Below are 23,686 nucleotides of genomic sequence, written 5' to 3' on the forward strand. Positions count from 1 at the left end.
ACCACCCCCCGGATCATCAACAACAGGAGGGGGAAGTCATGCCGGACCCGAAGGCCGGAGGCTCCATTGCGGAGCCGCGAAAACGGTAACGGGGGGGGGGCGGTGGGCGCGGTCGAGGAGGGGTCAGACCGGCGGGGCGACGAAGACGCCGCGGTCCGGGTCGTTGAAGGACTCCTTGGCGACCAGCTCGTTCATCGGGTTGGCCGTGCCCCACTGGTCGGAGACCTCGGGCCGGGAGAAGTCGTAGACGTGCGGGTGCCACGTGTCCTCGTCCACGCACTCCAACTCGGTGGTGTACTCGACGGTGTTGCCGTGCGGATCGAGGAAGTAGGTGAACGTGTTGTCGCCCGCCATGTGCCGGCCCGGGCCCCAGATCTTCCTGAACCCGGCGCGGATGACGCGCCCGGAGCCGCGCATGTACTCGTCGAGGCCGCGCATCTCGAAGGAGACATGGTGCAGGGAGGTGTGCGGGCCCTTCGCCAGGGCCATGGAGTGGTGCCGGCTGCTGATCCGCATGAAGTGCATGACCTCGCCCATGTGCGGTGAGCCGAGCGTGTCGGACAGGGCGAAGCCGAGGTGGCGCTCGTACCACGCGCGGGTGCGGTTCAGGTCGGGGGAGTTGAGGACGACGTGGGAGAGCTTGACCGGGATGGACTCCTTCTCCTCGATCTTGCGGTGCCGCCGGACCTCGACGTCGGCCAGGACCTCGACGGTGCGGCCGTCGACGTCGAAGAAACGGAAGCCGTACCCGCCGCCGGGGGTGTCGGCGTTGCCCGGCCGGGAGACCAGCCGCACTCCGCCCGCCAGCAGTCGCTCGGCGAGTGTGTCGACGTCGGCCGCGCTCGCGGCGCCGTAGGAGACGAGGTCGAGGCGCTTCTCCTCGGCCTTGCGCAGCCGGACGACGTACTGCTCAGGGGAGCCCTCGGCGGCGAGGAAGGAGATGCCGGAGTCCTCGGCGACCTTGGTCAGGCCCCAGACGCCCGCGTAGAAGTCGAGTTGCCTGTCGTAGTCGGGCACGGCGAGGTCGACGTGCCGCAGGTGGGTGAGCAGACGCATGGTGTCAGTCCTTCCTGAGGAGGGTGGCCGCGTTGCCGCCGCGGACGGCGTGGAAGCCGGCGTCCGGCAGGCGCGCGGCGCGCAGGGCGCCGACGGGGTCCTCGGTGCCCATGTCGAAGGGGAAGTCGGAACCGAGCAGGACCCGGTCCGCGCCGGCCGCCCGGACCAGCTCCCGCAGCACGTACGGGTCGTGGACGAGGGAGTCGAAGTACAGCCGCTTCAGGTAGCTGCTGGGCGGGTGCGCGCACCCGGCGCCCGCGTCGGAGCGGGTGGACCAGGCATGGTCGGCGCGGCCGAGGTGGGTGGGCAGGTAGCCGCCGCCGTGCGCGGCGATCACCTTCAGCCCGGGGTGCCGGTCGAGGACCCCGGAGAAGATCAGGTGGGAGAGCGCGACGGCGTTCTCGGTGGGCTGGCCGACCGTGTTGGACAGGTACCACTGGTCCAGCCGCTCGTCCAGGGTGCAGCCGAAGGGGTGGAGGAAGACCAGCGCGCCGGTTTCCTCGGCCCTTGCCCAGAAGGGCTCGTACGCCGCGTCGGACAGCTCGCGTCCCGGGGCGTGGCTGGAGATCTCCACCCCGGCCAGGCCCTGCTCCAGGGCGTGGTCCAGGGCCGGGACCGTCTGCTCGGGGTGCTGGAGGGGGACCAGCCCCAGCCCGCGCAGCCGCTCGGGGGCAGCCGCACAGTGCGCGGCCGTGGCTTCGTTGGCGAGCCGGTACAGCTTCTCGGCCGGGTCCCGGCCGGCCCAGTAGTGGTAGTGCGAGGGGGAAGGGCTGACCAGTTGGACGTCCACGCCCTGCGCGTCCATCGCCGCGAGGCGCACGGTCACGTCCGTCAGGCGGGGGATGCGCTCGCGCACCATGGGGCCGCTGACGGCGAGGGCGGCGCGGCCGTTGCGGCGGGCGTCCAGCTCCCGGGCCTCGGCGTGGCCGGGCAGTCCGGCGACGAGCGCGTCGGCCTCGGGCAGCAGGACGTGGGCGTGCACGTCCACGGTGGGCGCGCCCACGGCGGTCACGGCAGCTCCCGGAGCATGATCATTGTGCGGCCCATCAGGCCGGGCAGGTCGGCGTCGCGCACCCCGTCGAGCTGCCACTGCCCGATCTGCACGGAAGCCTCCACGACCGGCCGGACACGGCCGATCCGCCGGTCGTGGTACGCCTGGAACAGCGCGTCGTCCCATGCCTCGGCCCCGGCCAGCATCTGCGCGAGCACCCAGGCGTCCTCGAGGGAGAGCGCGGCACCCTGCGCGAGGGTGGGCGGGCAGCAGTGCGCGGCGTCACCGACGAGGACGACCCGGCCGCGGTGCCAGGAGCCCTCGACCAGCATCCGGTCGAACCAGGTGTAGTTCACCAGCGCCGGGTCGGTGATGTGCTCGGTGATCTCCGGCCAGAAGCCGCCGTAGTGCCGGGCCAGGCGGCGCATCTCCTCCGCGTACGCCGCGGGTGGTATCCCGGCGCGGTCGCGGCAGGCCTCGACGACGTAGGCGTACAAGGTGGTCTCGCTGGTCGGGCAGTAGCCGGCGATGTAGGCCGGGCCGCCGTAGGCGAGGTCGGTGCGGGTCACGCCCGCGGGCCGCGGGGCGGTGACGCGCCAGATGGCCATGCCGGTCGGCTCGGGCCTGTCCGTGACGCCGATCGCGGCGCGGGTGGCGGAACCGAGGCCGTCGGCGGCCACCACCAGGTCGTAGCGGCCCTCGGTGCCGTCGCTGAAGCGCACCGAGACACCGTCCGCGTCCTGCTCCAGTGGGCCGGCGGTGGTGCCCAGCCGGACCGACGCGCCGCTCGCCCGTACCGCCTCGACGAGGATCTGCTGGAGCCGCGGCCGCTGCATGCCGACGGTGGCGGGCAGGTCGTCCCCGCCGGTGCGCAGGTCGTCCTGGACGTGCAGGACGGTGCCGTCGGGGGCGGTGATCCCGACCGACGCGAAGCCGAAGCCGGACGCCCGCACCTGCTCCCAGACGCCGAGTTCGCGCAGGACGCGCAGCGCGTTGCCCTGGAGGGTGATGCCGGAGCCCGCGGTGGCGTTCCAGTCCTCGTCGGCCTCGATCAGGTCCACCGCGATCCCGGCGCGGCGCAGCAGGATCGTGACGGCGTTGCCGGCCGCGCCGCCGCCGACGACGAGTACCGTGCGGGGTTGGGGCATGGAGAACTCCCTTGTTCCTCGGTCTACTTGACCGCGACCGGATTGACGGGCGAGCCGACCGCACCGGTGATGGGCAGGGGGGCGGCGGTGAGCCAGAACTCGTAGCGGCCGTCGTCGGCGCAGTCGTCGGCGAGGGCTTCGAGGTCCCACATCTCGCCGATGAGGAGCCCGAGGTGGGGGATGGCGACCTGGTGCAGGGGCTGGAAGGCGTGCTCGAACTCGTTGGGGCGGACCTCGAAGCCCCAGGTGTCGGTGGCGATCGCGGCGATCTCCGTGCCGTGCAGCCAGCCCGCCGTGGTGAACGACAGCCCGGGCGCGGGCCCGCCGGCGTAGTCGCCCCAGCCCTCGCGGCGGACCCGGGCGAGCTGCCCGGTGCGCACCAGGACGAGGTCACCGCGGCCCACCGTGACGCCCTGGGCCTCGGCGGTGGCGGTCAGGTGCTCCTCGGTGACCGCGAAGCCGTCCGGCAGCTCCCCGTCCTCGCCCACGACCCGGCCGACGTCCAGCAGCACCCCGCGCCCGGCGACGTGCGGGGCCATGTGCTCGATGCCGGTGACCAGGTCGCCGTCGGAGGTGACGACCTGCTCGGCCGGGCGGCCGTTCCACGCCTTGCCGTGGTCGAAGATGTGGCCGAGCCCGTCCCACTGGGTGGAGCACTGCAGCGGCATCGCGATGACGTCGTCGGCGCCGCCGATGCCGTGCGGCAGGCCCTGGTTGCCGAGGGCCGCGTCGGTGCCGGTGTCCAGCATCGTGTGCACCGGATTGGTGCGTCTGCGCCAGCCCTTCTGCGGCCCGTCGATGCCGAAACGCTGCGACAGGGAGAAACTGACGCCCCGTCGGACCAGCGCGGCGCCCTCGCGCCGCTTCTCCTCGTCGAGGAAGTTGAGCGTGCCGAGCACGTCGTCCTCGCCCCAACGGCCCCAGTTGGAGTACGCCTTCGCGGCGCGCGCCACGGCACCCTCGGGGTCGGTGCGGTCCGGGGTCACCGGGGCACCTCCGTCACGCAGCGGGTGCGCTGGGCGCCGAGCCCGGTGATGGCGGCGTCCATGACGTCGCCGTCGCGCAGCAGCCGGCCACGGTGCATGCCGTTGCCGGCGGGGGAGCCGGTGAGGACCAGGTCGCCGGGGAGCAGCCGGGCGGTCCGGGAGGCGTAGGAGACGATCCGCGCCACGTCGAAGATCATGTCCTTGGTCGACTCGTCCTGCATGGTCTCGCCGTTGAGCTTCAGTGTCAGACGCAGGTCGCCCGTGTCCCCGACGGAGGAGGCGGGCACGATCCAGGGGCCGAGCGGGGTGAACCCGGGGGCGTTCTTGCTGCGCAGCCAGTCGGTGCCGATCTGCGGCATGTCCCGGCGGAAGACGGTGGCCCGGTCGGTCAGGTCGTTGGCGATCGTGTAGCCCGCGACGTGCTCCAGGGCCTCCTCGACGGTCACCTGGTGGGCCGGGCGGCCGATCACCGCGGCCAACTCCAGCTCCCAGTCGGGCTTCTCGGCCCACGCGGGCAGTACGACGTCGTCGTAGGGCCCGGTGACCGCGCTCGGCAGGCCGGCGAACACGTACGGCAGGTCCTCGGCGGCCCGCCGGTCCATGATCTCCGCGGCCTCCGCCCGCCGCTGAGCCTCCGGCCGGTCGTCACCGGGGGCGCGGTGCGCGACGTGCAGGTCGATGACGTGCTGACGGTAGTTGGCGCCGGACTGGAACACCTGGCGCGGTTCGACGGGGGCGTGCACGCGGAACTCCGTCAACGGCCTGCGCACGAGGGAACGGTCCCCGGCCAGGCCGGCCAGGCGCGGCGCCTGCGAGTCCCACGCCTCGAGGAGCCCGCGCACGGTCGGGAGGGTGCCGCCGAGGGCGGGCCGCAGGTCGAGCACCTGCGCGTCGGGTGTGACGAGCGCGGGGAAGGCGGGGCCCTCGGGAGCGGACAGGGTCGCCAGCGCGAAGGGTCCGGCGAAGAGTGCGGACGCGGCTTCAGGTTTCACGGACATGTCCTCCTGATTGCGGTGGCACTAATGTGGACCCGCCCTTCTGGATCAGGGAAATCAATTCCGTGGATGACGGTCATCCACGGTGCGAATTCCCGCAGGTCGCCGCCGGACAGCCAGGGAAACCGCCGTGAATCTCAGTAGCCTGGACCTCAATCTCGTCGTCGCCCTGCGCGCCCTGCTGGAGGAACGCAACGTGACCCGTGCCGGGCGGCGCGTCGGCCTCAGCCAGCCGGCGATGAGCGCGGCGCTCTCCCGCCTGCGCCGCCACTTCGACGACGACCTGCTGGCCCGCGTCGGCGGCCACTACGAACTCACCGCCCTCGGCCAGATGCTCCTCGACCGGGTGTCCACCGCCTACGACCTCCTGGAGCGGCTCTTCGCCAGCCAGGCGGACTTCGACCCGGCCAGGGAGAGCCGGGAGTTCAGGCTCCTGGCGTCCGACTACGCGGTCGCCGTCTTCGGTGCCGAACTCGCCCGGGTCGTGCACCGGGAGGCCCCCGGCATCCGGCTGCGCTTCACCCAGACGCCGACCACCGTCGTGGACGACACGGACACCCTGCTCAGTACCACCGACGGCCTGCTCATGCCGCACGGCGTCATCAGCGACTTCCCCGCCACCGACCTCTACGAGGACCGGTGGGTGTTCCTCGTCGCCGAGGAGCACCCGAGCGTCGGGGACCGGCTCACCCGCGAAGACCTGGCCCGGCTGCCCTGGGTCACCTACCAGCGCACCTACGACGCCCCGGCCGTCCGCCAGCTCGGCATGCTGGGCGTCGAGCCCCGCGTGGAGGTCTCCGTCGACGGCTTCCAGATCATGCCCCTGCTGGTCAGCGGCACCCGGCGCATCGCCCTGGTCCAGGCACGCCTGGCGCGGCTCCTGGCCCCGCTCGCCGCCGTACGCGTGCTGGAGCCTCCCTACGAGGCCGTGCCCCTGCGGGAGGCCATGTGGTGGCACCCGGTGCACACCCACGACGCGGCCCACCTCTGGCTGCGCGAGACCGCCGCCCGCGTCGGCAGACGGATGGCCGAGGGGTCCGGACGCTGAGCAGGCGTCCGCCGAGCCGCGACACCTGCGTCGAATGCGCCCGAATCAGGACATCGTTCTATACGTTGTGCCGCAAAACAGGCCAAGAGAGAGGAAGCGGCATGACCTATGACGAACTGGCCACGACGGGTTCCGGACTGTCCCTGTTCGGCGTCGCACTGGGCCAGACCTGGCTGGTCGCGCTCGCCTTCGCCCTGACCCTGGGCGGCGCCCTGCTGGTCCGGGCCACGTTCCGACGGGGCAAGGACGCGCATGAGGCGTAGATCCGGACCACCGCGCACGTCGAACGTGCGGCACGAGCACCGCCTCCCCGGCGCGCGGTACCTTCCCGTGGGCGCGAGAGGGGCGCTCGGCGTCCTGCCCTTCGCCGTCACCGTCGGCTGGGCCGCCTGGCACCTGCTGCAGCTCACCGTGTGGCGGCACCAGGCCGACCCGGGGATGGGCGTCGTCTGGCTGGTGTCGTTCTGCCTGCTGTGGTGGCTTCCCGTGTGCTGGCTGGAGCGCCCGGCCACCGTCACGGAGGCGCAACAGCGCAGCGTGGACGCACTGCGCGTGACCATCCAGATCCCCGTTTACAACGAGGACCCCGAGGCACTCCACGCCTGCCTGCGGTCCGTCTTCGCCCAGTCCCGGCGTGTGCAGCGGGTGCGTGTCGTCGACGACGGTTCCGTCGACGCGGCCACGGGCGAACCGCTGCTCTACGAAGCCGAGCGCGCCTACTTCCTGCGGCAGGCCGACAGCCTGGGCATCGAGGCGACCTGGGACCGCACGCCCAACCGCGGCAAGCGCTGGGCGCAGATGCACGTGCTCGCCGAGGACGACGCCGACGTCTTCGTCACCCTCGACAGCGACTCCGTCATGGACGAGCACGCCGTGGCCGAGGGTCTCAAGCCGTTCGCCGACCCGCGAGTGAAGTCGGTGGCGGGGCTCGTCGTCCAGCTCAACGTGAGGACCAACGCGCTGACCCGGCTCACCACGCTGCTCTACGTCCCCTTCACCCGGGGCCTGCGCAGCGCGCAGTCCGTGCTCGGCTCCGTCCTCATCAACTCCGGCACGCTGGCCCTGTACCGGGCCGACGTCGTGCGCCGGCACGCCGGCGTCTACGAGCAGGAGACCTTCCGCGGCGTTCCGATGCAGATGAACGACGACTCCATGCTGACCATGTACGCGCGCCTGGAGGGCCGGACGGTGCACCAGCCCTCCGCCGTGTGCTTCACCCTGGTGCCGGACAGGCCGCGCCACTACCTCCGCCAGCAACTGCGCTGGATGCGCGGCACCACCGTGCGGCACCTGTGGTGGCTGCGCCACATGCCGCTGCGTTCACTGGCCTTCTGGATGCCCGTGGTCGAGTACGCCCACCTCGTCCTGGCCCTCCTGGTGCCCGTGGCGGTCCTCGCCACCCCGGAACTGCGCGAGCAGACCGGCTCGCTGCTCCAGTACACGCTCGTCCTGGCCTGCGCGATGAACTACCTCATCAGCCTGCGCCTGTTCGCCATCCGGAGAACCGACGAGACGCTGCGCCACCAGGCACTGATGTTCCTGTTCTCCCCGCTGGCCGGGCTCTGGAGGCTGGTGGTGCTCCGCCCTCTGTACCTGTACGCCATGGCAACCTGCTGGCAGGTCGGAAGCTGGGGCACCCGGGCCAGGGTGGAGGTGCGTGCGGCTCCCGCCGGATGACCGCCGAGGGGGGTGCCGTCCGGCGCTTCGGCTCAGGGACGGCGGGAGGACCAGAGCCAGGCCGACGTCCCGGCCACGACGGCGAGCGCCACCAGGTTGGCCACCAGGGCCGGGGTGTCGCCGGCCGGGGCGACGGTGGTCTCCCGCCAGACGATCCCGGCGACTGTGGGCGCGACGAGCGTGAGCACCACGCCGACGGTCTTCCGGACCGGCGTCCAGTGCACCGAGGTGCACAGCAGCACCCCGCCGGCGATGCGGATCAGGCCGCTGCACAACGCCAGGCCGGGAACGTCCCAGAGGAACGTCGTGACGAGGTAGGGGACGGTGAGCATGAGCAGCGGCACCAGGGGGTGCACCCTGCCGCGCCGCACGGGTGCGCCCACGCCGCCGAGGGCCGCGGCCGGCTCCCCGCCGCTCCCGGACTCGGCCAGCGCCGTCGCGGCGATCGCGCGGGGATCGCCCAGCTCGGCGAGAATCTCTGCGGGCGTCGCGTCGGGGCGTTCGGCGCGCGTCACCTCGATGTGTTCGGCGAGGTCGGCGAGGAGTTCCTGGCGGCGCTCGGCGGGCAGCGCGGAGGCCTCGCGTTCCACGGCGGCGAGGTAGTCGCGAGTGGGATCGGTCGGTGTCTTCATGTGGGGTCTCCGGCGGAGTGGTGCGGGACGGTCAGGAACGTGTCGACGGCGTTGCGGAAACCGGGCCAGACATGGGTGAACTCGTCCAGCGCGGCCCGGCCGCTCGCCGTGAGCGCGTAGTAGCGGCGGGGCGGGCCGGAGGCGGACTCCTGCCAGGTGGTGGTGACCAGGTCCTCCCGGCGGAGCCGGGAGAGCAGGGGGTAGACCGTGCCCTGGCTGGTGGCCAGGGCCCCGGACTCCTCCAGGGCGTGCAGGAGTTCCACGCCGTAGCGGGGGCGGTCCCGCATCAGGGCGAGTACGCAGTACTCCAGCACGCCCTTGCGCAGTTGGGTGGCTGCGCGGGCCTGCTTGGTCGAGTCGCCAGGTTCCATGCAAAGCAAGATACCAGGCCGGGCAAGGCGGGCGTCCGGGTGCTGCGAGACGGCGGAACCCGTGGGCTGTCGATGCCTCAAATGTTCGTGTGGATGACTGTCAATCACATGCATGAATCTTGACCTGCTCATGCTGTGTGGCTACGGTCCCGGACAGAGAGCGCTTTCCCCCGGCGCCAGGTCCGCGCTCCGGCCCTCGACCCACCCCCACGCTTGGAGATCGAACGATGAAAATGAGACCTCTCGTCGCCTCCCTCGGCCTGCTCGCCGGCTCGCTCGCCGCCGTTGCCTCCGGCGCCACCGCCCAGGCCGCGACGCAGGCCGCGGCGACGGTGTACGTCGCACCGTCCGGCACCGAGGGCGCCGCCGGCACCCTCGCCGACCCGACGACACTGGCCTCGGCGATCGGCCGGGTCGCCCCGGGCGGCACGATCTATCTGCGCGGCGGGACGTACGCGTACGGCCAGACCGTCACCGTGCCCGAGGGTGCGAACGGCACCGCGTCCGCGCGCACCACCATCACCGCCTACGCGAGCGAGAAGCCGGTGCTCAACTTCGCGGCCCAGAGCGAGAATTCCTCGAACCGCGGGCTGCAGGTGAACGGCTCCTACTGGCACGTCAAGGGCATCGTCGTCGAGCACGCCGGGGACAACGGCATCTACATCGGCGGCAGCAACAACGTCATCGAGCGCACCGTCACCCGCTTCAACCGGGACACCGGCCTGCAACTCGGCCGGATCTCCTCCAGCACGCCCGCGAGCCAGTGGCCGGCGAACAACCTGATCCTGAGCGCCGAGTCGCACGACAACGCCGACTCCGACGGCGAGGACGCGGACGGTTTCGCCGCCAAACTCACCACGGGCACGGGCAACGTCTTCCGCTACGCCGTCTCCCACCACAACATCGACGACGGCTGGGACCTGTACACCAAGACCGAGACCGGGGCGATCGGCCCGGTCACCATCGAGGACTCGCTGGCGTACGGCAACGGCACGCTCAGCGACGGCACCGTGAACGACAACGGTGACCGCAACGGCTACAAGCTCGGCGGCGACGGCATCGCCGTCGACCACGTGGTCCGCCGCAGCATCGCCTTCAAGAACGGCCACCACGGGTTCACGTACAACAGCAACCCGGGCAGCATGGCGATCTCCGGCAACCTGAGCGTCGACAACGCCGAACGCAACTACTCGTTCGACAAGGGCACGTCGGTGTACCGCTCCAACACCTCCTGCCGGTTCTCCGTGTCCGGCTCGAACGACAAGACCGTCGGGAACGCGGACAGCACCAACCAGTTCTGGACGGGCACGAACGGCTCCCGCTGCTCCTCCTACAGCGGTGCCCTCGGCTGGTCGTTCGCCACGGACGGCAAGCTGGTCGTCACCCTTGGCGGCAAGGCCGTGACCTTGTAGGACGCCCCGCGGCCGGACCGGCCCGGCGGATGCGCACCGCCGGGCCGGTCCGGCCGGTCGTGGCCCCTCGGCACGGACCGGCCCGCGAGTACGGGCACCTAGACTGGTCGGCGCAGAGCACGGAGCTGGTGATCAGGCCGGAAGGGAGAAGGACCGTGGCGGCAGACGTCGGTGGGTCCGAGGATCCGCCCGCCGAGGTGCTGACGGAGGCGGCCGCCGCGTTCGGGCTGCTGGCGTCGTCCGCCCGGCTGCACATCGTGTGGGCGTTGTCGCAGGGCGAGAGTGATGTGAGTCACCTCGCGGACCGGGTGGGCGGGGCGCTTCCCGCGGTCAGCCAGCACTTGGCGAAGCTCAAGCTCGCCGGTCTGGTGCGCTCCCGCAGGGAAGGGCGACGGGTCGTCTACTTCGTCGACGACTCCGACGTGGTGACCGTGGTGCGTCTGATGGTCGGCCAGCTCACCGCCCGCGCCCAGGGTGCGTCCGCCCCGGTGCGCCGGCTGCGCGGGTCCGGTGCGTGAGACGGCCCCGGCGTCGCAACCCGGCGGTGAGGGGCCGGCCCACGGTGCCGCGCCGGTGCTGGAGGAGCTCTCGGCCGCCGGTGCCCCCGTCGCCGGTGCGCACGCTCCGACCGTGCTGCAGGTGCTGCGGCAACTGGACAGCACGCCGCGAGGACTGACCGAGGCGCAGGCACAGGAGCGGCTGGCGCGGTCCGGGCCGAACACGCTCCCCGTGCATCGCGGAGCCTCGTGGCCGCGGCTCTTCGTCCGCAGTCTGCGGGACCCGTTCACGGCGGTGCTGGGGTGTCTCGGCCTGGTGTCGGCGGCCGTCGCCTCCTGGGGCACGGCCTGTGTGATCCTGCTGCTCGTCGGGGTGAGCTGCGTCCTGCGGGCGACCCCGGAACTCCGGGCCGACCGCTCCATGGCCACGCTGCGCAGGATGGTCGCCACCACCGCCGCGACCCAGCGCCGCACGGAGGACGGCGCGGCTCCCGTACTCCAGGAGATCCCGGTGGACGAGCTGGTGCCCGGTGACGTGGTACGCCTCGGTCCGGGCGATCCGGTTCCGGCCGACGTACGGCTCCTGCGGGCTCGCGGGCTGACGGTGTACCAGGCCGCGCTCACGGGGGAGTCGGCCCCCGTGGCCAAGGACGCCCGCGACACCCCGGGAGCGGCCGGTTCCGGCACGGGCTCCCCCGCGCGAGGCGCGAAACCGGGAGTGGGGGCCTTCGACGAACCCCAGCTCTGTTTCCAGGGCAGCAGCGTCGCCTCGGGCAGCGGCACTGCGGTCGTCGTGGCGACCGGGGCGCGGACCCGGTTCGCCGAGGCCCACGGCCGCCTCGCCGTGCCGCGGGAGGCCGGCGCCTTCGACCGCTCGGTGCGCGGCATCTCGTGGATCCTGATCCGGTTCATGCTGCTGACCCCGCCGCTGGTCCTGATGGCGAATGCCGCGCTGCGCGGGCGCGGTCTGGAGACGGTGCCGTTCGCCGTCGCCGTGGCGGTCGGGCTGACCCCGGAGATGCTGCCGGTCGTCGTCACCACCTGCCTGGCCCGCGGGGCGGCGCTGCTGGCCCGTACGCACGGGGTGATCGTCAAACGGCTCACGGCGCTGCACGACCTGGGCGCCGTCGACGTCCTCTGCCTGGACAAGACCGGCACCCTCACCCAGGACCGTCCCGTCGTCCACCGCGCCGTCGAGCCGGCGGGCACCGACGACCCCGAGGTGCTGCGCTGGGCCGCGGTGAACGCCTGGTCGACCCTTCACCTGGCCGATCTGCCCGCGCCGGACGCCCTCGACGAGGCGGTCCTGGACGCCGTGGACGAAGACGAACTCATGCCGTACGACGCGGTGGCGGTCCTGCCCTTCGACCCGGTGCGGCGCCTTGCCACCGCCGTCGTCCGCACACCGGGCCGGCTGGGTGCGCACACGCTGGTCGTCAAGGGAGCCGTGGAGGCCGTACTCCAGCGTTGCGCGCTGGCGGACGACGAGCGCGACGGCCTGCTCGCCCGCGCCACCGCGCAGGCGGAGGACGGGTTGCGGGTGCTGGCGGTCGCCACCGCCGAACGCCCCGCCCGCACCCGCGACTACACCCCGGCCGACGAACGCGGCCTGCTCTTCCGCGGCTTCGTCACCTTCCAGGACGCGCCGGCGCCCACCGCGGCCGATGCGCTGGCGGTCCTCGCGGAGCGAGGCGTCACGGTCAAGCTGCTGACCGGCGACCACCCGGGAACCGCTGTGCGGACCTGCCGCGACCTGGGCGTCCAGGTCGGCCCGGAGTCCGTCCTCACCGCCGAGGGCGTCGACGGGCTCCGCGACGACGCCCTCGCCGCCGCCGCACGGCGTGCCACCGTCTTCGCGCGCTGCACTCCCGAACACAAGGCCCGGATCGCCGCCGCCCTGCGCACCGGCGGGCACACCGTCGGCTTCCTCGGCGACGGTGTCAACGACCTGCCGGCCCTGCACGCGGCCGACGTCGGCATCGTCCACCGCGACGCCGTGGCCGTCGCCAGGGAGAGCGCCGACGTCGTCCTCGCGGACAAGGACCTCACCGCGATCGACCACGCCATCACGGCGGGGCGCCACTCCGGCGCCAACATCGCCACCTATCTGCGCATCATCCTGTCCTCGAACCTGGGCAATGTGATCGCGATGCTCGGCGCGGGTCTCCTCCTCCCCTTCCTGCCGATGCTCCCGGCCCAGGTCCTCGCCCAGAACCTCTGCTTCGACGCGGCCCAGCTCGCCTTCGCCCACGACCGGCCCGATCCGCGGGCCCTGCACCGGCCCACGCTGCTGCGCCCGCGCGGGCTGCTGCGCTTCATCACCGGCTTCGGCCTGCTCAACGCCGTCGCCGACCTGGCCACCTTCGGTGTCCTCGCCCTCACCCTGTACGGGCCCGACGGCCTGGACGACGAGGCGGTCTTCCACTCCGGCTGGTTCACCGAGAACCTGGTCACCCAGGCCCTGGTGATGCTGATCCTGCGCGGTGCGGGTCGCGTCCCGGGACCGGTCGCCTGGGCGGCCGCCGCGCTGGCCGCAGCGGGGCTGCTGCTGCCGCTCTCGCCGCTCGGCTCCGTGCTCGGTCTCACGGCCCTGCCGGTCCTGTACTACGTGCTGCTCGCCGTCGTCCTCGTGCTCTACGCGGCCGGGCTGACGGCGGCCAGGAGGCGCTACGACGACCGGCGACGGCCCGGGGCCGGGCGCACCCGTCCGGCCCGTGGCCGGCGTCACCCGTAGGACAGGTCCGAGCACAGGTCGTCGTCGGCGGAGCGGGCCCCGTCCGCGACCGAGGAGGGCACGGTGGTCGGCTCCGGCGCGGCGGAACCGCCGTCGGCGGCGTAGGACGCTCCCAGGACCACACGGACGCCGGCCCCGCCGGTGGACCGGAGCTGAGCACCGGGGAAGACCCCGGCGACCGTCCGGGCCTGCGCTTCGAGGCCCGCGCCGTACTCGATCACGGTGGTGGCGTGGTCCTGGCTGTTCGCGTTGGCGGTGCCGGTGACCGTGAAGCCGTGCTCGGTGAGTGTCGCCGCGGCCTTCGAGGCCAGGCCGGGCACGGTGGTGCCGTTGTGGACCGCGACCTCGATGCCGTCGCCGGAAACCCGTTCCTCCCTCTCCGGCGAGGGGGAGGCGGAAGCCTGTGCCGTGCTCCTGCCGCTGGCGTCGGTGCCGTCGATGGTGCGGTCGGCTCTGAGCGCGGCCCACAACCGGTCGGCGTCCGGCTGGACGATCGCGACGCGGCTGCCCTCGTACCGCCAGGGGATGGTGACGAACTTCGTGCTGTGCAGGTCGACGTCCTTCAACGACATCGCGAAGGAGATCAGCTTGTCGGCCGTGCCCAGGCCCGGGTCGACGGTCATCGACTTGGTGGCCGCGTCGGCGAGGGGGAGCAGCTTGGCCGGGGTGAGCCCGTTGCTCTTGATCTTGCCGATGAGGCTGGCGACGAAGGCCTGCTGGCGTTTGATGCGCCCTATGTCCGAGCCGTCGCCGATGCCGTGCCGGAGACGGACGTAGTCGAGGGCCTGCTGCCCGGAGACGGTCTGCTCGCCCTTCTTGAACAGCAGTCGGCCCTGTGTGGTGCGGTGGGGGTTGAGGTCCTTCTCGTGCACGTCGCCGGGGAGGCACACGTCCACCCCGCCCACGACGTCCGTCAGTGCCGCGAAGCCCTTGAAGTCGACGACGACGGTGTGGTCCACGCGCAGACCGGTCAGCTCCTCGACCGTGTTCTGGGTGCATGCGGGGTTGCCCTTCGCCGTTTGCCCCACCGAGAAGGCCGAGTTGAACATCGCGTTGGTCTGCGTCGTCGTCCAGGTCCCGTCGGGAAGCCTGCACGGCGGGATGGTCAGCAGGGTGTCGCGCGGGATCGAGACGGCCGTGGCGTGCTTGTGATCGGCGTGGACGTGCAGCAGGAACGCCGTGTCGGAGCGGCCGATGTCGTCCTTGCTGCCGCCGCCCAGCGCGCTGTTGCCGTCGGTGCGCGCGTCCGAGCCGATGACGAGGACGTTCTCGCCCTTGGAGGAGCCGGCCTCGGGACGGTTCTTGGACAGGCCGTCGCCGTCGAAGGTGTCGATGTTGCCGTTGAGCTTCAGGTAGATCCACCCCAGACCGGCGGTGCCCAGCACCACCACGGCCAGCGCGGTCAGGAGTGTGATCCGCAGCGGGCTGCGCCTGCGGCGCCGTGCCGCGGCGGCGCGGCGCCGGGCGGACCCACCGCGGCGGGGCGGGTCCGCCCGGCGCCGACGGTGGGACGGGTTGGTGCGATCGTGCGTGGCGGTCACTGGTACGTCCTCATACGTCCTCATCCAGCCGGCTCATACGGAGGGGACGACTGACCCCACCCCCATGGTTGTACAGTTGCGCAATATAGCAATTATTGGCTCCGTGCCGTCCGGCGCGGGCCGCCGACCGGTGACAAGGAGAGTGGGCGGGATGCTCCGCAACGGACTGGAACCCTGGCACCTGCTGATCGTGGCGATCGTGACCATCGCGCTGTTCGGGTCGAAGAAGCTGCCCGAGACCGCACGCGCCCTGGGCAAGTCGATGCGCATCCTCAAGAGCGAGGCCAGGGCCATGAAGGGGGACGACTCCGCGCCGTCCGCCGCGGCCGGGGATGCGTCCACCCCCACCGCCGCCGCGGTGCCGCGGGTGAGCGGCACCGCGCAGGGGGAGGTCCGGCCGGCCGCCGGGGGCGACTCGGCCCGCTGAGGGCGGCGCGACCCCGGATCAGGGACTGGCCGCGTCGAAGCCGTACCGCAGCGGCTGGTCCTTCACCCGGGCGTCGCGCCGGTAGACGTACACGGCCTCCACGCGCACTCCGTCGGGCACGTCGTCCGGCGCGCAGGGGCGGGTCACCTGGATCACCCAGGGCCGCCCCGTCACCTTCATGTGCGCCCCGTCGACCGGGCCCCCCGTGAGCACCGCGGTCTCCCAGGTCGTCGCTTCCGTAGTCTCCATGGCGACAGTTTATGGGTTGCGCAACTTTACGAGTGTCGTGAGGTGGATCACGGGAAAGCCGGTGCCGTCGCTCACTGCCCCGACAAGGAGGACCACGGCATCGGCACCGCGGCATCGGCGGCGATCGCATCGGCGGCCACCCGCCCGACGGTGAGTCCGTCGGTGCCGATGCGCAGATCCCCGGTCCCGGTCCACCGCGGACCCGTCGGTGCCGACGGAGGCGGGCAACCGGGGGTGCGTGTCAGCGGGCAGCCGGGGCGTTCGGTTCGCGGACGGCGAGCCAATCGGCTCCCGTGTGGTGGGACCGCCCCGGGTGCCCCCGCGTGAACCGGGACGGCGGGACGCCGAAGGTGCGGGTGAAGGCGGCGGTGAACGCGGCGGGGGAGGCGTAGCCGAGCCGGCCCGCGACCTCGCTGACCGAGCCGGACCGCAGCAGCGGCACCGCCGCGAGCAGGCGTGCCCGGCCCCGCCAGACGGCCGGACTGTCGCCCGTCTCGGCGCGGAAGCGCCGCGTGAACGCCCGCTCGCTCAGGTGCGTACGCGCCGCCCAGGAGGCATTGGTGACGCCGGCGTCCGGGGCGGCCAGGTACTCCCGGCACAGCGTGGCCAGATCCGCGGACGCGGGGATGCGGACGTGGAACGGGAGCGGGGCGCGCGCCGCGATCTCGTGCAGCAGGAGGTCGGCCACGCTGCCGTCGCGCCCGGCCAGGCTGTAGTCGGCCTCGAACTCCACGGCCGCCAGCAGGAGTTCACGCAGGAGCGGCGGCACGTCCACGACCGTGCAGGTGTCGGGCCACCACGGTACGGAGTCCGGTTCGATGTACAGGCTGCGGGTGCTCACGCCCAGCATCCGCACCCGGTGCCGGGTACCGGCCGGGATCAGGACGGCGCGCTCGGGCGGTACGGTCCAGGTGCCGTCGTCGGTGTCGACCACCATGACTCCGGTGGCGCCGTACAGGAACTGAGCGCGCCGGTGCTCGTGCCAGTCCAGGAGGTGCCCGGGCGGGTAGTCGGTCCCGATCGGCAGCACGGCCCGGTCCACCGCGTCGACGTCGGCCAGGGGGACGTTCTTCACCCGGCCAGGTTACGGCCGTCCTGGCCGGGTCGCGAAAGTCTCGTGCCGGACATCGAATGCGGGCACCGCCGCCGAACTGGTGGAGTGACCCGTGTGGAATTCGTGGCTCTGCTCGGAATCGGGCTCCTGACCGGTGTGACCACCGTCCTGTTCGGGTTCGGCGGCGGTTTCGTCACCGTCCCCGTCGTGGTGTGGGCGGACTCCGCGCTCGGCGCGGACGCGATGCGGGTGGCGACGGCCACCTCGGCCCTGGTCATGGTGGCCAACGCCGCCTTCGCCACCGCCGTCACGCCGCGGCGGGTACTGGGCGTCCTGCGCGGCAGCGGCCCGCTGCTCCTCCTGCTGGGCGCCGGCGCCTCGGCCGGCGCGCTGACCGCCCGCCATGCACCGGCCTGGCTGATCCGCTGGGCGTTCGTGGCGTACGTCGTCCTCACCGTCGTGGACCTGCTGCTGCGCCCCGGTTTCCTGCGCCCGCGCGCCCCGGCGGCGGAAGCTCCGGCTGTCCCGCGCCCCCTGCCGGCGGTCGTCGGTGCACCCGTCGGCGCGGTCGCCGCCTTCCTCGGGGTGGGGGGCAGCGTCATGACCGTCCCCGCGATGCGGCGGGCCGGGCACACGATGCATGTGGCGACCGCGCTGGCCAACCCGCTGACCCTCGCGATCGCCCTCCCGGCCGCCGCCGTCTTCCTGGCCGGCTCCGGGGGTCCCGTCGGCACCCGGGCCGACGTGACCCTGGTGGGCCTCGTCGACCTGCGCGCGGCCGGCGCACTGCTCCTGGGCGCCCTGCCGGTGATCGCGGTGCTGCGCCGACGCCCGCCGGGCCTCCCCGACCGCCTGCACGCCTGGACGTACGTCGCGCTGCTCGCCGCGGTGGCCCTCGCGATGGTGCGGTGAACGCCGGGCGTCCGCCAGGGCCGTGCGTGGATGAGATCATGAGAACCTGACTACTACAGCCCTGTAGAAGGGGGACGGTTCATGTTCGACAGCCTGAAGCACCTCAAGGACAAGCTCGAGGATGTCGCCGAGGAGCACGGCGACAAGATCAGCAGTGGTCTGGAGAAGGCCGGCGACCTCATCGACGACAAGACCGGCGGCAAGCACAGTGACAAGATCGACGCCGCCGTCGACAAGGCCCAGGACTACATCGGGAAGCTGGGCGACAGGAAGGACTGACGGCCCTTCCCCTCCGTACGAGCGGCCCGGCGGTGTCCGCCCGGTGTCCGGCCGGCCTCCCGCGCCGAGTACCGGTCCGCCGGGCCCCTGGGCCGCCCCCGGAGCCCCGCGCCGGCGGGACAGGCCCACGGGCGATTCGTTCAGCTCAGGTCCAGCTCCGGCCGGTAGAGGTCCAGCCAGAGGGCGAGGTCCAGGGCCCGTTCCAGGCCGCGCCTGCCCGCCTGACTGCTCGTCGGCGCCTCCCGCTCGGCGGCCCGCCGCAGCCGACCCGGGTCGACGAGGTCGAAGACGGGGTGGCCGGAGCGGGTGAGCAGCTCCCTGGCCTGGTCCTGCAGGGCTGCCGTGTACTTGGGGTCCTGGGTGGCCGGGTAAGGGCTCTTGACCCGGTCGTACACGGACTTCGGCAGCACGTCCGCGGTCGCCTCGCGCAGCAGTGTCTTCTCCCGGCCGTCGAAGGACTTCAGCGCCCAGGGAGTGTTGTAGACGTACTCGACGAGCCGGTGGTCGCAGAAGGGGACGCGGACCTCCAGGCCGACGGCCATGCTCGCGCGGTCCTTGCGGTCGAGCAGCACGCGTACGAAGCGGGTCAGGTGGAGGTGGCAGATCCGCCGCATCCGGTACTCGAAGTCGCTCTCACCGTCCAGGCGCCGGATGCCTGCCACGGCGTCGCGGTAGCCGTCGGCCACGTAGGTGCTGAGGTCCAGCTCCGCCGCCAGGTCGGGGCGCAGCACATCCGTGTCCTCCCCCATGTGGCGGCTCATCGACACCAGCCAGGGGAACGCGTCGGCGCGGCGTGCCTCCTCGTCGAAGAACTGCAGGTAGCCGCCGAAGACCTCGTCGGCGGACTCGCCGGACAGGGCCACGACGGAGTGGTCGCGGATCGCCCGGAAGAGCAGGTAGAGGGAGGCGTCCATGTCGCCGAGGCCGGCCGGCAGGTCCCGGGCGCGGACGACCTCGGCGCGGATCGCGGGATCGGCGAGGGTCCGGGCGTCCAGCACGATGTCCTGGTGGTCGGTGCCCGAGGCGCGGGCGACGTCGTGGGCGAAGGGGGTGTCGGGGGTGCCGCGGAGTTCGTCGGCGACGAAGTTCTCGGTCTGCCCCGTGAAGTCCACGGCGAAGCTGCGGACTTTCTCACCGCGTTCACCCAACTGCCGGGCGGCGAGGGCGGTCATCGCGGAGGAGTCCAGTCCGCCCGAGAGCAGGGTGCAGCGGGGCACGTCGGCGACGAGCTGGCGGCGCACGATGTCGTCGAGGAGCGAGCGTACGTGCTCGACCGTGGCGTCCCTGCCGTCGGTGTGCGGACGGGTCTCCAGCTCCCAGTAGCGACGCCGGTGCGGGCCCGAGCGGTCGACCGTGACGACGGTGCCGGGTTCGACCTCGCGGATGCCGTCCCAGACGGCGTGACCGGGCGTCTTGATCATGGTGAGGAGTTCCCTGAGGCCGTCGAGCCGGACCCGGCGGCGGGCCGACGGATGGGCAAGGATCGCCTTGGGCTCGGAGCCGAACAGCACCCCGTCCGCGGTGGGGTGGTAGTAGAGCGGCTTGATGCCCATGCGGTCGCGGACCATGACCAGTTTGTCCTCGCGGCCGTCCCACAGCGCGAAGGCGAACATGCCGTTGAGGCGCTCGGGGAGCGCGTCACCCCACTCGAGGTAGCCGCGCAGCACCACCTCGGTGTCGGACCCGGTGGTGAAACGATGCCCGCGGTCGGCGAGTTCACGGCGGAGTTCGGTGAAGTTGTAGGTCTCTCCCGAGTACACGAGCGTGACCGTGCCGTGGGGGGTTTCGGTGCTCATCGGCTGTCGGCCGCCGGGCAGGTCGATGACGGCGAGCCTGCGGTGACCGAGCGCGGCGGGCCCCTGCGTCCAGACGCCGCGGTCGTCCGGCCCGCGGCACGCCATCGTCTCGGTCATCGCGTCCAGTGCCGCCCTCTCGGTGCCGAGATCGCGGTCGAAGGAGACCCAGCCGGTGATGCCGCACATACGCAACCTCCTGAGTCCGGCCCGCCGACGACCTCGCCAATGCCAGCCGTTTTGCGACTGCGAGCGCATCGACGACGAACCAGTTGTAGGTTCCATCTATATTTCGAGCGTGCGACACCGGAGTAAGCGAGGTCAACGCGGCCGCGACGGAACGTATACAGGGCATCTTCCGTTTTCGGCCATCCTTTGCGAGCGCGATACCGTCGGTCGCCCTCAGTCAGGGCGCGGTTCGCGTGGATTCGGCCACGCGCAAAGTCTTCCCCAACCACCCGGTCCGGCGGCGCCCCGGACCGGGGCGCCGGCGTCGAACCGTCGCTCAGTCGCGGCGGTACCTGGCAGCCATCGCGTGAAACACCTTCTTCGGTTCCCACCGGCTCTCGTCGAGCATGCGGACCACGCCGTAGGAGCCCAGGTCGGCCCTTCCGGGCCTGCTGTAGCCGGCGAAGGTGAACCAGAGCGCGGTGTCCACCCCTTCCTCCTCGAAGGCGTCCAGCAGTTCGGTGAGGTAGCGGACTTGCTCGTCCTCGTCCGGAACCGCGTCGTGGGGGACCTGCCAGGCCGAGCCGCCGCGCTCACCCGCGCCTCGGTAGGCGCAGGTGCCGTACTCGGTCACGGCGACGGGTTTGCCGTGTGCGCGGTGCCCCCGCAGTTCGGACCGGAAGGTGTCGGCGTTGTACGCGGCACGGTAGGCGTCGACGCCGACGAGGTCGAACGGGTGCCAGTCGACGAACTCCCAGGGCGCCGAGGCGTACGTGACGAGGCCGCCGAAGCGGGCGCGTACCGTCGCGGCCACCTGCGGGAGGAAGGCGTTGAGCCGTTCCTGTACCGGGCCGAGGCCGTTCCACCATTCCATGTCCGCCCCGGCCATGGTCCGCAGTCGGTCGCCGTAGGTCTCGCCCGGCATGAAGCCGCCGCAGAACGCGGTCATCTCGCAGCCCGCGACGAAGACGACTTCGGCGCCACCACGTCGTAGGGCTTCGGCCCGGCCGGCACAGTCGGCGAAGAACGGCAGCAGCCGGTCGGCGGGAAGGTCGACGGGGAACGGGGCGAACCACACCTCGAGGCCCGCGGCTGCCGCACACCGGGCGGCGACGCTCAGCCGTTCGGGATCGCGGCCCGAGACGCGTACGGCGTCGCAGTGCAACTCGTCGGATATCACCGCCATGTCGTGCCGGACCGCTTCGGGATCGAACGTCTTGCGGGAGAGGTCCTGCCCGGGGAGGAACCCGGTGTCGTAGTTGATGCCCCGTGCGCGCACGTCACTGCTCCTTCAGGTGATGAGCGCCGCGTCCCGGCAGGGCGAAGGCGAGTTCGGTGACCCGGCCGGAACGCGGACCGCTTCGTGTGGTGATGCGTCAACTGCCCGTGAATCTCTACAAGTACAGCAGTGGGCGCCCGGTGCTGCCGGTGGGGCGGGGCGTTCGCGGAAGACGTCGAGTCCGGCGGCGACGGTGAGGTTGCCCCAGCACTCGAAGCGAGCGGACATCGCTGGAACGAACCGGGAAGCCGCCACGGCCTCAACGGTTGTGGTGGGCCGACGTCCGCGATCGAATGTCCGTATGACGCCAAGGTCCTCACGCCGTCCGCGGTTGCGCCGACCCGCCCGGTCCACTCTCGTGCGCAGCCGGTTGCGAGCGGCGGGGCGCGGCCCGCGGAGCGGGTCGGGAGGCATGGACTGGGCACGGCGTGTCGAGCTGGTGTCGGTTCTGGTGGCGTCTGCCGTGGCGGTGGCCGGCCTCTGGTACTCCAACGTCCAGGCTCAACAGGCAATGGACCAGGCGCGCCAAGAGCGGGCGTTGATGAAGGAGGGGCAGATCACCGACCGTTACACCGCGGCGGTGAGCAATCTTGGTGCGGACAAGATGGATGTGCGTCTGGGCGGCGTCTATGCCCTGGAGCGCATCATGCAGGACTCTCCCCGTGACCATTCGACCATCGCCAACGTCCTCGCCACGTACATCCGGCTCCACGCCACGAAACCGCCGGCGCACGGCCAGGACGTCCCGGCAGACGTCAGCGCCGCCCTTACCGTCCTCACCACCCGCGACACCTCTCACGACGGCGACTTCCGACTGGACCTTCGCTCGGTCTGGCTCTCCGGAACCGAGATCGGGCGGCAGGTTCCCCACCAACCTGCGCTCCTGGCCCAGGCGGACCTGCGCGGCACACATTTGCGGGGCACGAAACTGGCCTCCGCGGACTTGCGGGCCACCAACTTGAGCAACGCCGACCTGCGCAACGCAGACCTGACCACTGCGAGGCTGTCCAGCGCGTTCCTGGACAAGGCAGACCTGCGAGGGGCGAAGCTGTTCGCCGCCGATCTGCGGCACGCGTTCCTGACCGAGGCCGAGCTTTCCGGTACCGATCTGCGCTCCGCGGAAATGCGCGGTGCGCGGCTGTCCCGCGCGAACCTGAGCGGTTCGCACCTGGAAGACGCCAACCTGCGCAGTGCGGATCTGCAAGGCGCGGACCTGAGCGGTTCGAATCTCGAAGGCGTGGACTTCACCAGCGCGTCCGCCGGGGTCTCCGGCGCGAACCTGACCGGCGCGGACCTGACCGGTGCCCATCTGAAAGGTGCCGACCTGAGCACGGTGAACGAGGAACACCACGGCACACCGTTGGTGGGCGTGATCCTGGACGGCGTCAACCTGGAGGGCGCGAACCTGGCCGAGGCGGACCTGACGGGCGCAGACCTGTCCCACGTGAAGAACCTGACGCGCAAGCAGCTCGATGCGGCCCGCACCGACGCGGATACGAGGCTGCCCGCCGGACTCCCATAGCCCTGTCGTGTCCGCAGCCGTTCCGGCCCGCACCCGCACCCGCACCCGCACCGGTCTCGGTGTCTACGTGTAGTGACTGGCCTGCGCTCCCAGGACGTTCAGCAGGGCCAGGGCCTCGGCGCTGGGAGACCCCGGCGGCGCGGTGTAGAGCACGAGGTACTGGTCCCGGTCGGTGAGCGCGAGGACGTCGCAGTCGACGGTGACTTCCCCGACGGCCGGGTGGCTGAAGGTCTTGGTGAGCGTCGGCGCGGTCTGTACGTCGTGCCGTTCCCAGAGACGGGCGAAGTCGGGGCTGGCGTCGCGGAGTTCGCCGACGAGACCGGTCACCGTGGGATCGGTGGGGTAGCGGGCCAGGGTGGTGCGGAGTTGCGTCACGACGCTCAGCCGGAACTCGGCTGCGTCGGAGAGCCCGTAGAGCGTCGCACGGGCGCGCTGCGGGCTGAGGAAGGCCCGGCGCGCGAGGTTGCGGTCCTGAGGGGTGAGCGGGTCGAAGTCCTCCATGAGCGCGGCCGCGAGATCGTTCCATGCGAGGACCTCGAAGGCGGCGGACATCACGAAGCCGGCCGTCTGCGGCAGTCGTTGCAGAAGTGCGAGGATGCTCGGGCGGACGTCGCGCCGGAGCAGTCCGGTGCGGTTCGGCGCGGTGCCCGCGAGGACGTGCAGGTGGTCGGACTCCGTCTCGGTGAGCCGCAGCGCGCCGGTGATCGCCGCCAGGACGTCGCCCGACGGGCGTGGTGCCCTGCCCTGTTCGAGGCGGACGTAGTACTCGGTGGAGATGTGCGCGAGGACGGCTACCTCCTCGCGGCGAAGACCCGGTGTGCGCCGGCGTGGGCCGGAAGGGAGACCGACGTCCTGTGGCATGAGCCGCTCGCGGCGGCTGCGGAGGAATGCCCCGAGTTCCTGCTTGTCCATACG

General features: G+C 72.0%; 23 protein-coding genes. 10 read left to right on the plus strand and 13 right to left on the minus strand.

Features of this window, described 5'->3' with window-relative positions; genetic code table 11:
• Window positions 1-123: 123 nt before the first annotated feature.
• From IG88_RS0122510 to IG88_RS0122530, 5 genes are read right to left on the minus strand one after another with little or no spacing between them, the layout of a single operon-like run.
• On the minus strand, window positions 124-1,056 hold the full coding sequence (locus tag IG88_RS0122510) for a VOC family protein (RefSeq protein WP_031044087.1): 933 nt from the start codon (window positions 1,054-1,056) through the stop codon (window positions 124-126).
• Between the two features lie 4 nt (window positions 1,057-1,060).
• On the minus strand, window positions 1,061-2,059 hold the full coding sequence (locus tag IG88_RS0122515) for an amidohydrolase family protein (protein WP_031044090.1): 999 nt from the start codon (window positions 2,057-2,059) through the stop codon (window positions 1,061-1,063).
• Between the two features lie 5 nt (window positions 2,060-2,064).
• Complete coding sequence (locus IG88_RS0122520) at window positions 2,065-3,195, minus strand: FAD-dependent oxidoreductase (protein WP_031044093.1); 1,131 nt, start codon at window positions 3,193-3,195, stop codon at window positions 2,065-2,067.
• Between the two features lie 23 nt (window positions 3,196-3,218).
• Window positions 3,219-4,181, minus strand: a complete 963-nt coding sequence (locus tag IG88_RS0122525) for a cyclase family protein (RefSeq protein WP_031044096.1) — start codon at window positions 4,179-4,181, stop codon at window positions 3,219-3,221.
• Window positions 4,178-5,179, minus strand: a complete 1,002-nt coding sequence (locus tag IG88_RS0122530) for a fumarylacetoacetate hydrolase family protein (protein WP_031044098.1) — start codon at window positions 5,177-5,179, stop codon at window positions 4,178-4,180. The genes IG88_RS0122525 and IG88_RS0122530 overlap by 4 nt, the downstream gene beginning before the upstream one ends.
• Window positions 5,180-5,306: 127 nt before the next feature.
• On the opposite strand from IG88_RS0122530, the gene IG88_RS0122535 reads away from it, so the two are divergent.
• The 3 genes from IG88_RS0122535 (at window position 5,307) to IG88_RS0122545 (ending at window position 7,901) form a co-directional block, all read left to right on the plus strand.
• Window positions 5,307-6,224 (plus strand): LysR family transcriptional regulator, encoded by a 918-nt coding sequence (locus tag IG88_RS0122535; protein ID WP_031044100.1) that lies wholly within the window; start codon window positions 5,307-5,309, stop codon window positions 6,222-6,224.
• Between the two features lie 101 nt (window positions 6,225-6,325).
• Window positions 6,326-6,487 carry a hypothetical protein gene (locus IG88_RS43810; protein WP_199807484.1) on the plus strand — a complete coding sequence of 54 codons (162 nt, stop codon included), beginning with the start codon at window positions 6,326-6,328 and terminating at the stop codon, window positions 6,485-6,487.
• Window positions 6,477-7,901: a glycosyltransferase gene (locus IG88_RS0122545; RefSeq protein WP_234332247.1), complete on the plus strand. Its 1,425-nt coding sequence runs from the start codon at window positions 6,477-6,479 to the stop codon at window positions 7,899-7,901. The genes IG88_RS43810 and IG88_RS0122545 overlap by 11 nt, the downstream gene beginning before the upstream one ends.
• Before the next feature lie 32 nt (window positions 7,902-7,933).
• On the opposite strand, the gene IG88_RS43815 is transcribed toward IG88_RS0122545, so the two are convergent.
• Window positions 7,934-8,533 (minus strand): HAAS signaling domain-containing protein, encoded by a 600-nt coding sequence (locus tag IG88_RS43815; RefSeq protein WP_031044104.1) that lies wholly within the window; start codon window positions 8,531-8,533, stop codon window positions 7,934-7,936.
• Window positions 8,530-8,904 carry a PadR family transcriptional regulator gene (locus IG88_RS0122555; protein ID WP_031044107.1) on the minus strand — a complete coding sequence of 125 codons (375 nt, stop codon included), beginning with the start codon at window positions 8,902-8,904 and terminating at the stop codon, window positions 8,530-8,532. Before IG88_RS0122555 ends, IG88_RS43815 begins: the two co-directional genes overlap by 4 nt.
• A 227-nt stretch (window positions 8,905-9,131) precedes the next feature.
• On the opposite strand from IG88_RS0122555, the gene IG88_RS0122560 reads away from it, so the two are divergent.
• The 3 genes from IG88_RS0122560 (at window position 9,132) to mgtA (ending at window position 13,547) form a co-directional block, all read left to right on the plus strand.
• Complete coding sequence (locus IG88_RS0122560; RefSeq protein WP_031044110.1) at window positions 9,132-10,316, plus strand: pectate lyase; 1,185 nt, start codon at window positions 9,132-9,134, stop codon at window positions 10,314-10,316.
• Between the two features lie 155 nt (window positions 10,317-10,471).
• On the plus strand, window positions 10,472-10,834 hold the full coding sequence (locus IG88_RS0122565) for an ArsR/SmtB family transcription factor (RefSeq protein WP_031044115.1): 363 nt from the start codon (window positions 10,472-10,474) through the stop codon (window positions 10,832-10,834).
• Between the two features lie 55 nt (window positions 10,835-10,889).
• Window positions 10,890-13,547, plus strand: a complete 2,658-nt coding sequence (gene mgtA, locus IG88_RS0122570) for a magnesium-translocating P-type ATPase (RefSeq protein WP_051852017.1) — start codon at window positions 10,890-10,892, stop codon at window positions 13,545-13,547.
• Here mgtA and IG88_RS0122575 read toward each other — a convergent pair.
• The gene (locus IG88_RS0122575; RefSeq protein WP_031044120.1) at window positions 13,538-15,088 is read right to left on the minus strand and encodes an LCP family protein; all 1,551 of its coding nucleotides are present in this window, start codon (window positions 15,086-15,088) and stop codon (window positions 13,538-13,540) included. The two genes, mgtA and IG88_RS0122575, sit on opposite strands and share 10 nt — an antisense overlap.
• Window positions 15,089-15,239: 151 nt before the next feature.
• Here IG88_RS0122575 and tatA point away from each other — a divergent pair, with 151 nt between their 5' ends.
• Window positions 15,240-15,515: a Sec-independent protein translocase subunit TatA gene (tatA, locus tag IG88_RS0122580; RefSeq protein ID WP_031044123.1), complete on the plus strand. Its 276-nt coding sequence runs from the start codon at window positions 15,240-15,242 to the stop codon at window positions 15,513-15,515.
• An 18-nt stretch (window positions 15,516-15,533) separates the two neighbouring features.
• Here the strand turns inward: tatA and IG88_RS0122585 are convergent, their stop codons facing one another.
• Window positions 15,534-15,764 (minus strand): hypothetical protein, encoded by a 231-nt coding sequence (locus tag IG88_RS0122585; protein WP_031044126.1) that lies wholly within the window; start codon window positions 15,762-15,764, stop codon window positions 15,534-15,536.
• Window positions 15,765-16,005: 241 nt separating this feature from the next.
• A complete protein-coding gene (locus tag IG88_RS0122590) occupies window positions 16,006-16,839 on the minus strand; it encodes an AraC family transcriptional regulator (protein WP_234332248.1) in 834 nt (277 codons plus the stop codon).
• 93 nt (window positions 16,840-16,932) lie between these two features.
• Here IG88_RS0122590 and IG88_RS0122595 point away from each other — a divergent pair, with 93 nt between their 5' ends.
• Together IG88_RS0122595 and IG88_RS0122600 are read left to right on the plus strand one after the other, a co-directional pair.
• Window positions 16,933-17,730: a sulfite exporter TauE/SafE family protein gene (locus tag IG88_RS0122595; protein ID WP_031044130.1), complete on the plus strand. Its 798-nt coding sequence runs from the start codon at window positions 16,933-16,935 to the stop codon at window positions 17,728-17,730.
• A gap of 81 nt (window positions 17,731-17,811) precedes the next feature.
• Entirely contained in the window at window positions 17,812-18,009 is a 198-nt protein-coding gene (locus IG88_RS0122600; protein ID WP_031044132.1) for an antitoxin, read from the plus strand.
• 140 nt (window positions 18,010-18,149) lie between these two features.
• On the opposite strand, the gene asnB is transcribed toward IG88_RS0122600, so the two are convergent.
• Window positions 18,150-19,991 (minus strand): asparagine synthase (glutamine-hydrolyzing), encoded by a 1,842-nt coding sequence (asnB, locus tag IG88_RS0122605; protein WP_031044134.1) that lies wholly within the window; start codon window positions 19,989-19,991, stop codon window positions 18,150-18,152.
• Window positions 19,992-20,307: 316 nt separating this feature from the next.
• Window positions 20,308-21,249: a hypothetical protein gene (locus tag IG88_RS0122610; RefSeq protein ID WP_031044135.1), complete on the minus strand. Its 942-nt coding sequence runs from the start codon at window positions 21,247-21,249 to the stop codon at window positions 20,308-20,310.
• Window positions 21,250-21,661: 412 nt separating this feature from the next.
• On the opposite strand from IG88_RS0122610, the gene IG88_RS0122615 reads away from it, so the two are divergent.
• Window positions 21,662-22,771, plus strand: a complete 1,110-nt coding sequence (locus tag IG88_RS0122615) for a pentapeptide repeat-containing protein (RefSeq protein WP_234332249.1) — start codon at window positions 21,662-21,664, stop codon at window positions 22,769-22,771.
• 63 nt (window positions 22,772-22,834) lie between these two features.
• Here IG88_RS0122615 and IG88_RS0122620 read toward each other — a convergent pair whose 3' ends face one another.
• Entirely contained in the window at window positions 22,835-23,683 is an 849-nt protein-coding gene (locus tag IG88_RS0122620) for a helix-turn-helix transcriptional regulator (protein WP_031044141.1), read from the minus strand.
• Between the last annotated feature and the right edge of the window lie 3 nt (window positions 23,684-23,686).

Origin of the sequence: Streptomyces sp. NRRL F-5650 (assembly GCF_000721365.1) — a bacterium.
GTDB classification, from domain to species: domain Bacteria; phylum Actinomycetota; class Actinomycetes; order Streptomycetales; family Streptomycetaceae; genus Streptomyces; species Streptomyces ardesiacus.

Coding starts and splice junctions, on each gene's coding strand:
- IG88_RS0122510 (WP_031044087.1), bottom strand. CDS start 1,056: ATGCGTCTGCTCACCCACCTGCGGCACGTCGACCTCGCCGTGCCCGAC.
- IG88_RS0122520 (WP_031044093.1), bottom strand. CDS start 3,195: ATGCCCCAACCCCGCACGGTACTCGTCGTCGGCGGCGGCGCGGCCGGC.
- IG88_RS0122530 (WP_031044098.1), bottom strand. CDS start 5,179: ATGTCCGTGAAACCTGAAGCCGCGTCCGCACTCTTCGCCGGACCCTTC.
- IG88_RS43810 (WP_199807484.1), top strand. CDS start 6,326: ATGACCTATGACGAACTGGCCACGACGGGTTCCGGACTGTCCCTGTTC.
- IG88_RS0122545 (WP_234332247.1), top strand. CDS start 6,477: ATGAGGCGTAGATCCGGACCACCGCGCACGTCGAACGTGCGGCACGAG.
- IG88_RS43815 (WP_031044104.1), bottom strand. CDS start 8,533: ATGAAGACACCGACCGATCCCACTCGCGACTACCTCGCCGCCGTGGAA.
- IG88_RS0122555 (WP_031044107.1), bottom strand. CDS start 8,904: ATGGAACCTGGCGACTCGACCAAGCAGGCCCGCGCAGCCACCCAACTG.
- IG88_RS0122560 (WP_031044110.1), top strand. CDS start 9,132: ATGAAAATGAGACCTCTCGTCGCCTCCCTCGGCCTGCTCGCCGGCTCG.
- tatA (WP_031044123.1), top strand. CDS start 15,240: ATGCTCCGCAACGGACTGGAACCCTGGCACCTGCTGATCGTGGCGATC.
- IG88_RS0122585 (WP_031044126.1), bottom strand. CDS start 15,764: ATGGAGACTACGGAAGCGACGACCTGGGAGACCGCGGTGCTCACGGGG.
- IG88_RS0122600 (WP_031044132.1), top strand. CDS start 17,812: ATGTTCGACAGCCTGAAGCACCTCAAGGACAAGCTCGAGGATGTCGCC.
- asnB (WP_031044134.1), bottom strand. CDS start 19,991: ATGTGCGGCATCACCGGCTGGGTCTCCTTCGACCGCGATCTCGGCACC.
- IG88_RS0122615 (WP_234332249.1), top strand. CDS start 21,662: ATGGACTGGGCACGGCGTGTCGAGCTGGTGTCGGTTCTGGTGGCGTCT.
- IG88_RS0122620 (WP_031044141.1), bottom strand. CDS start 23,683: ATGGACAAGCAGGAACTCGGGGCATTCCTCCGCAGCCGCCGCGAGCGG.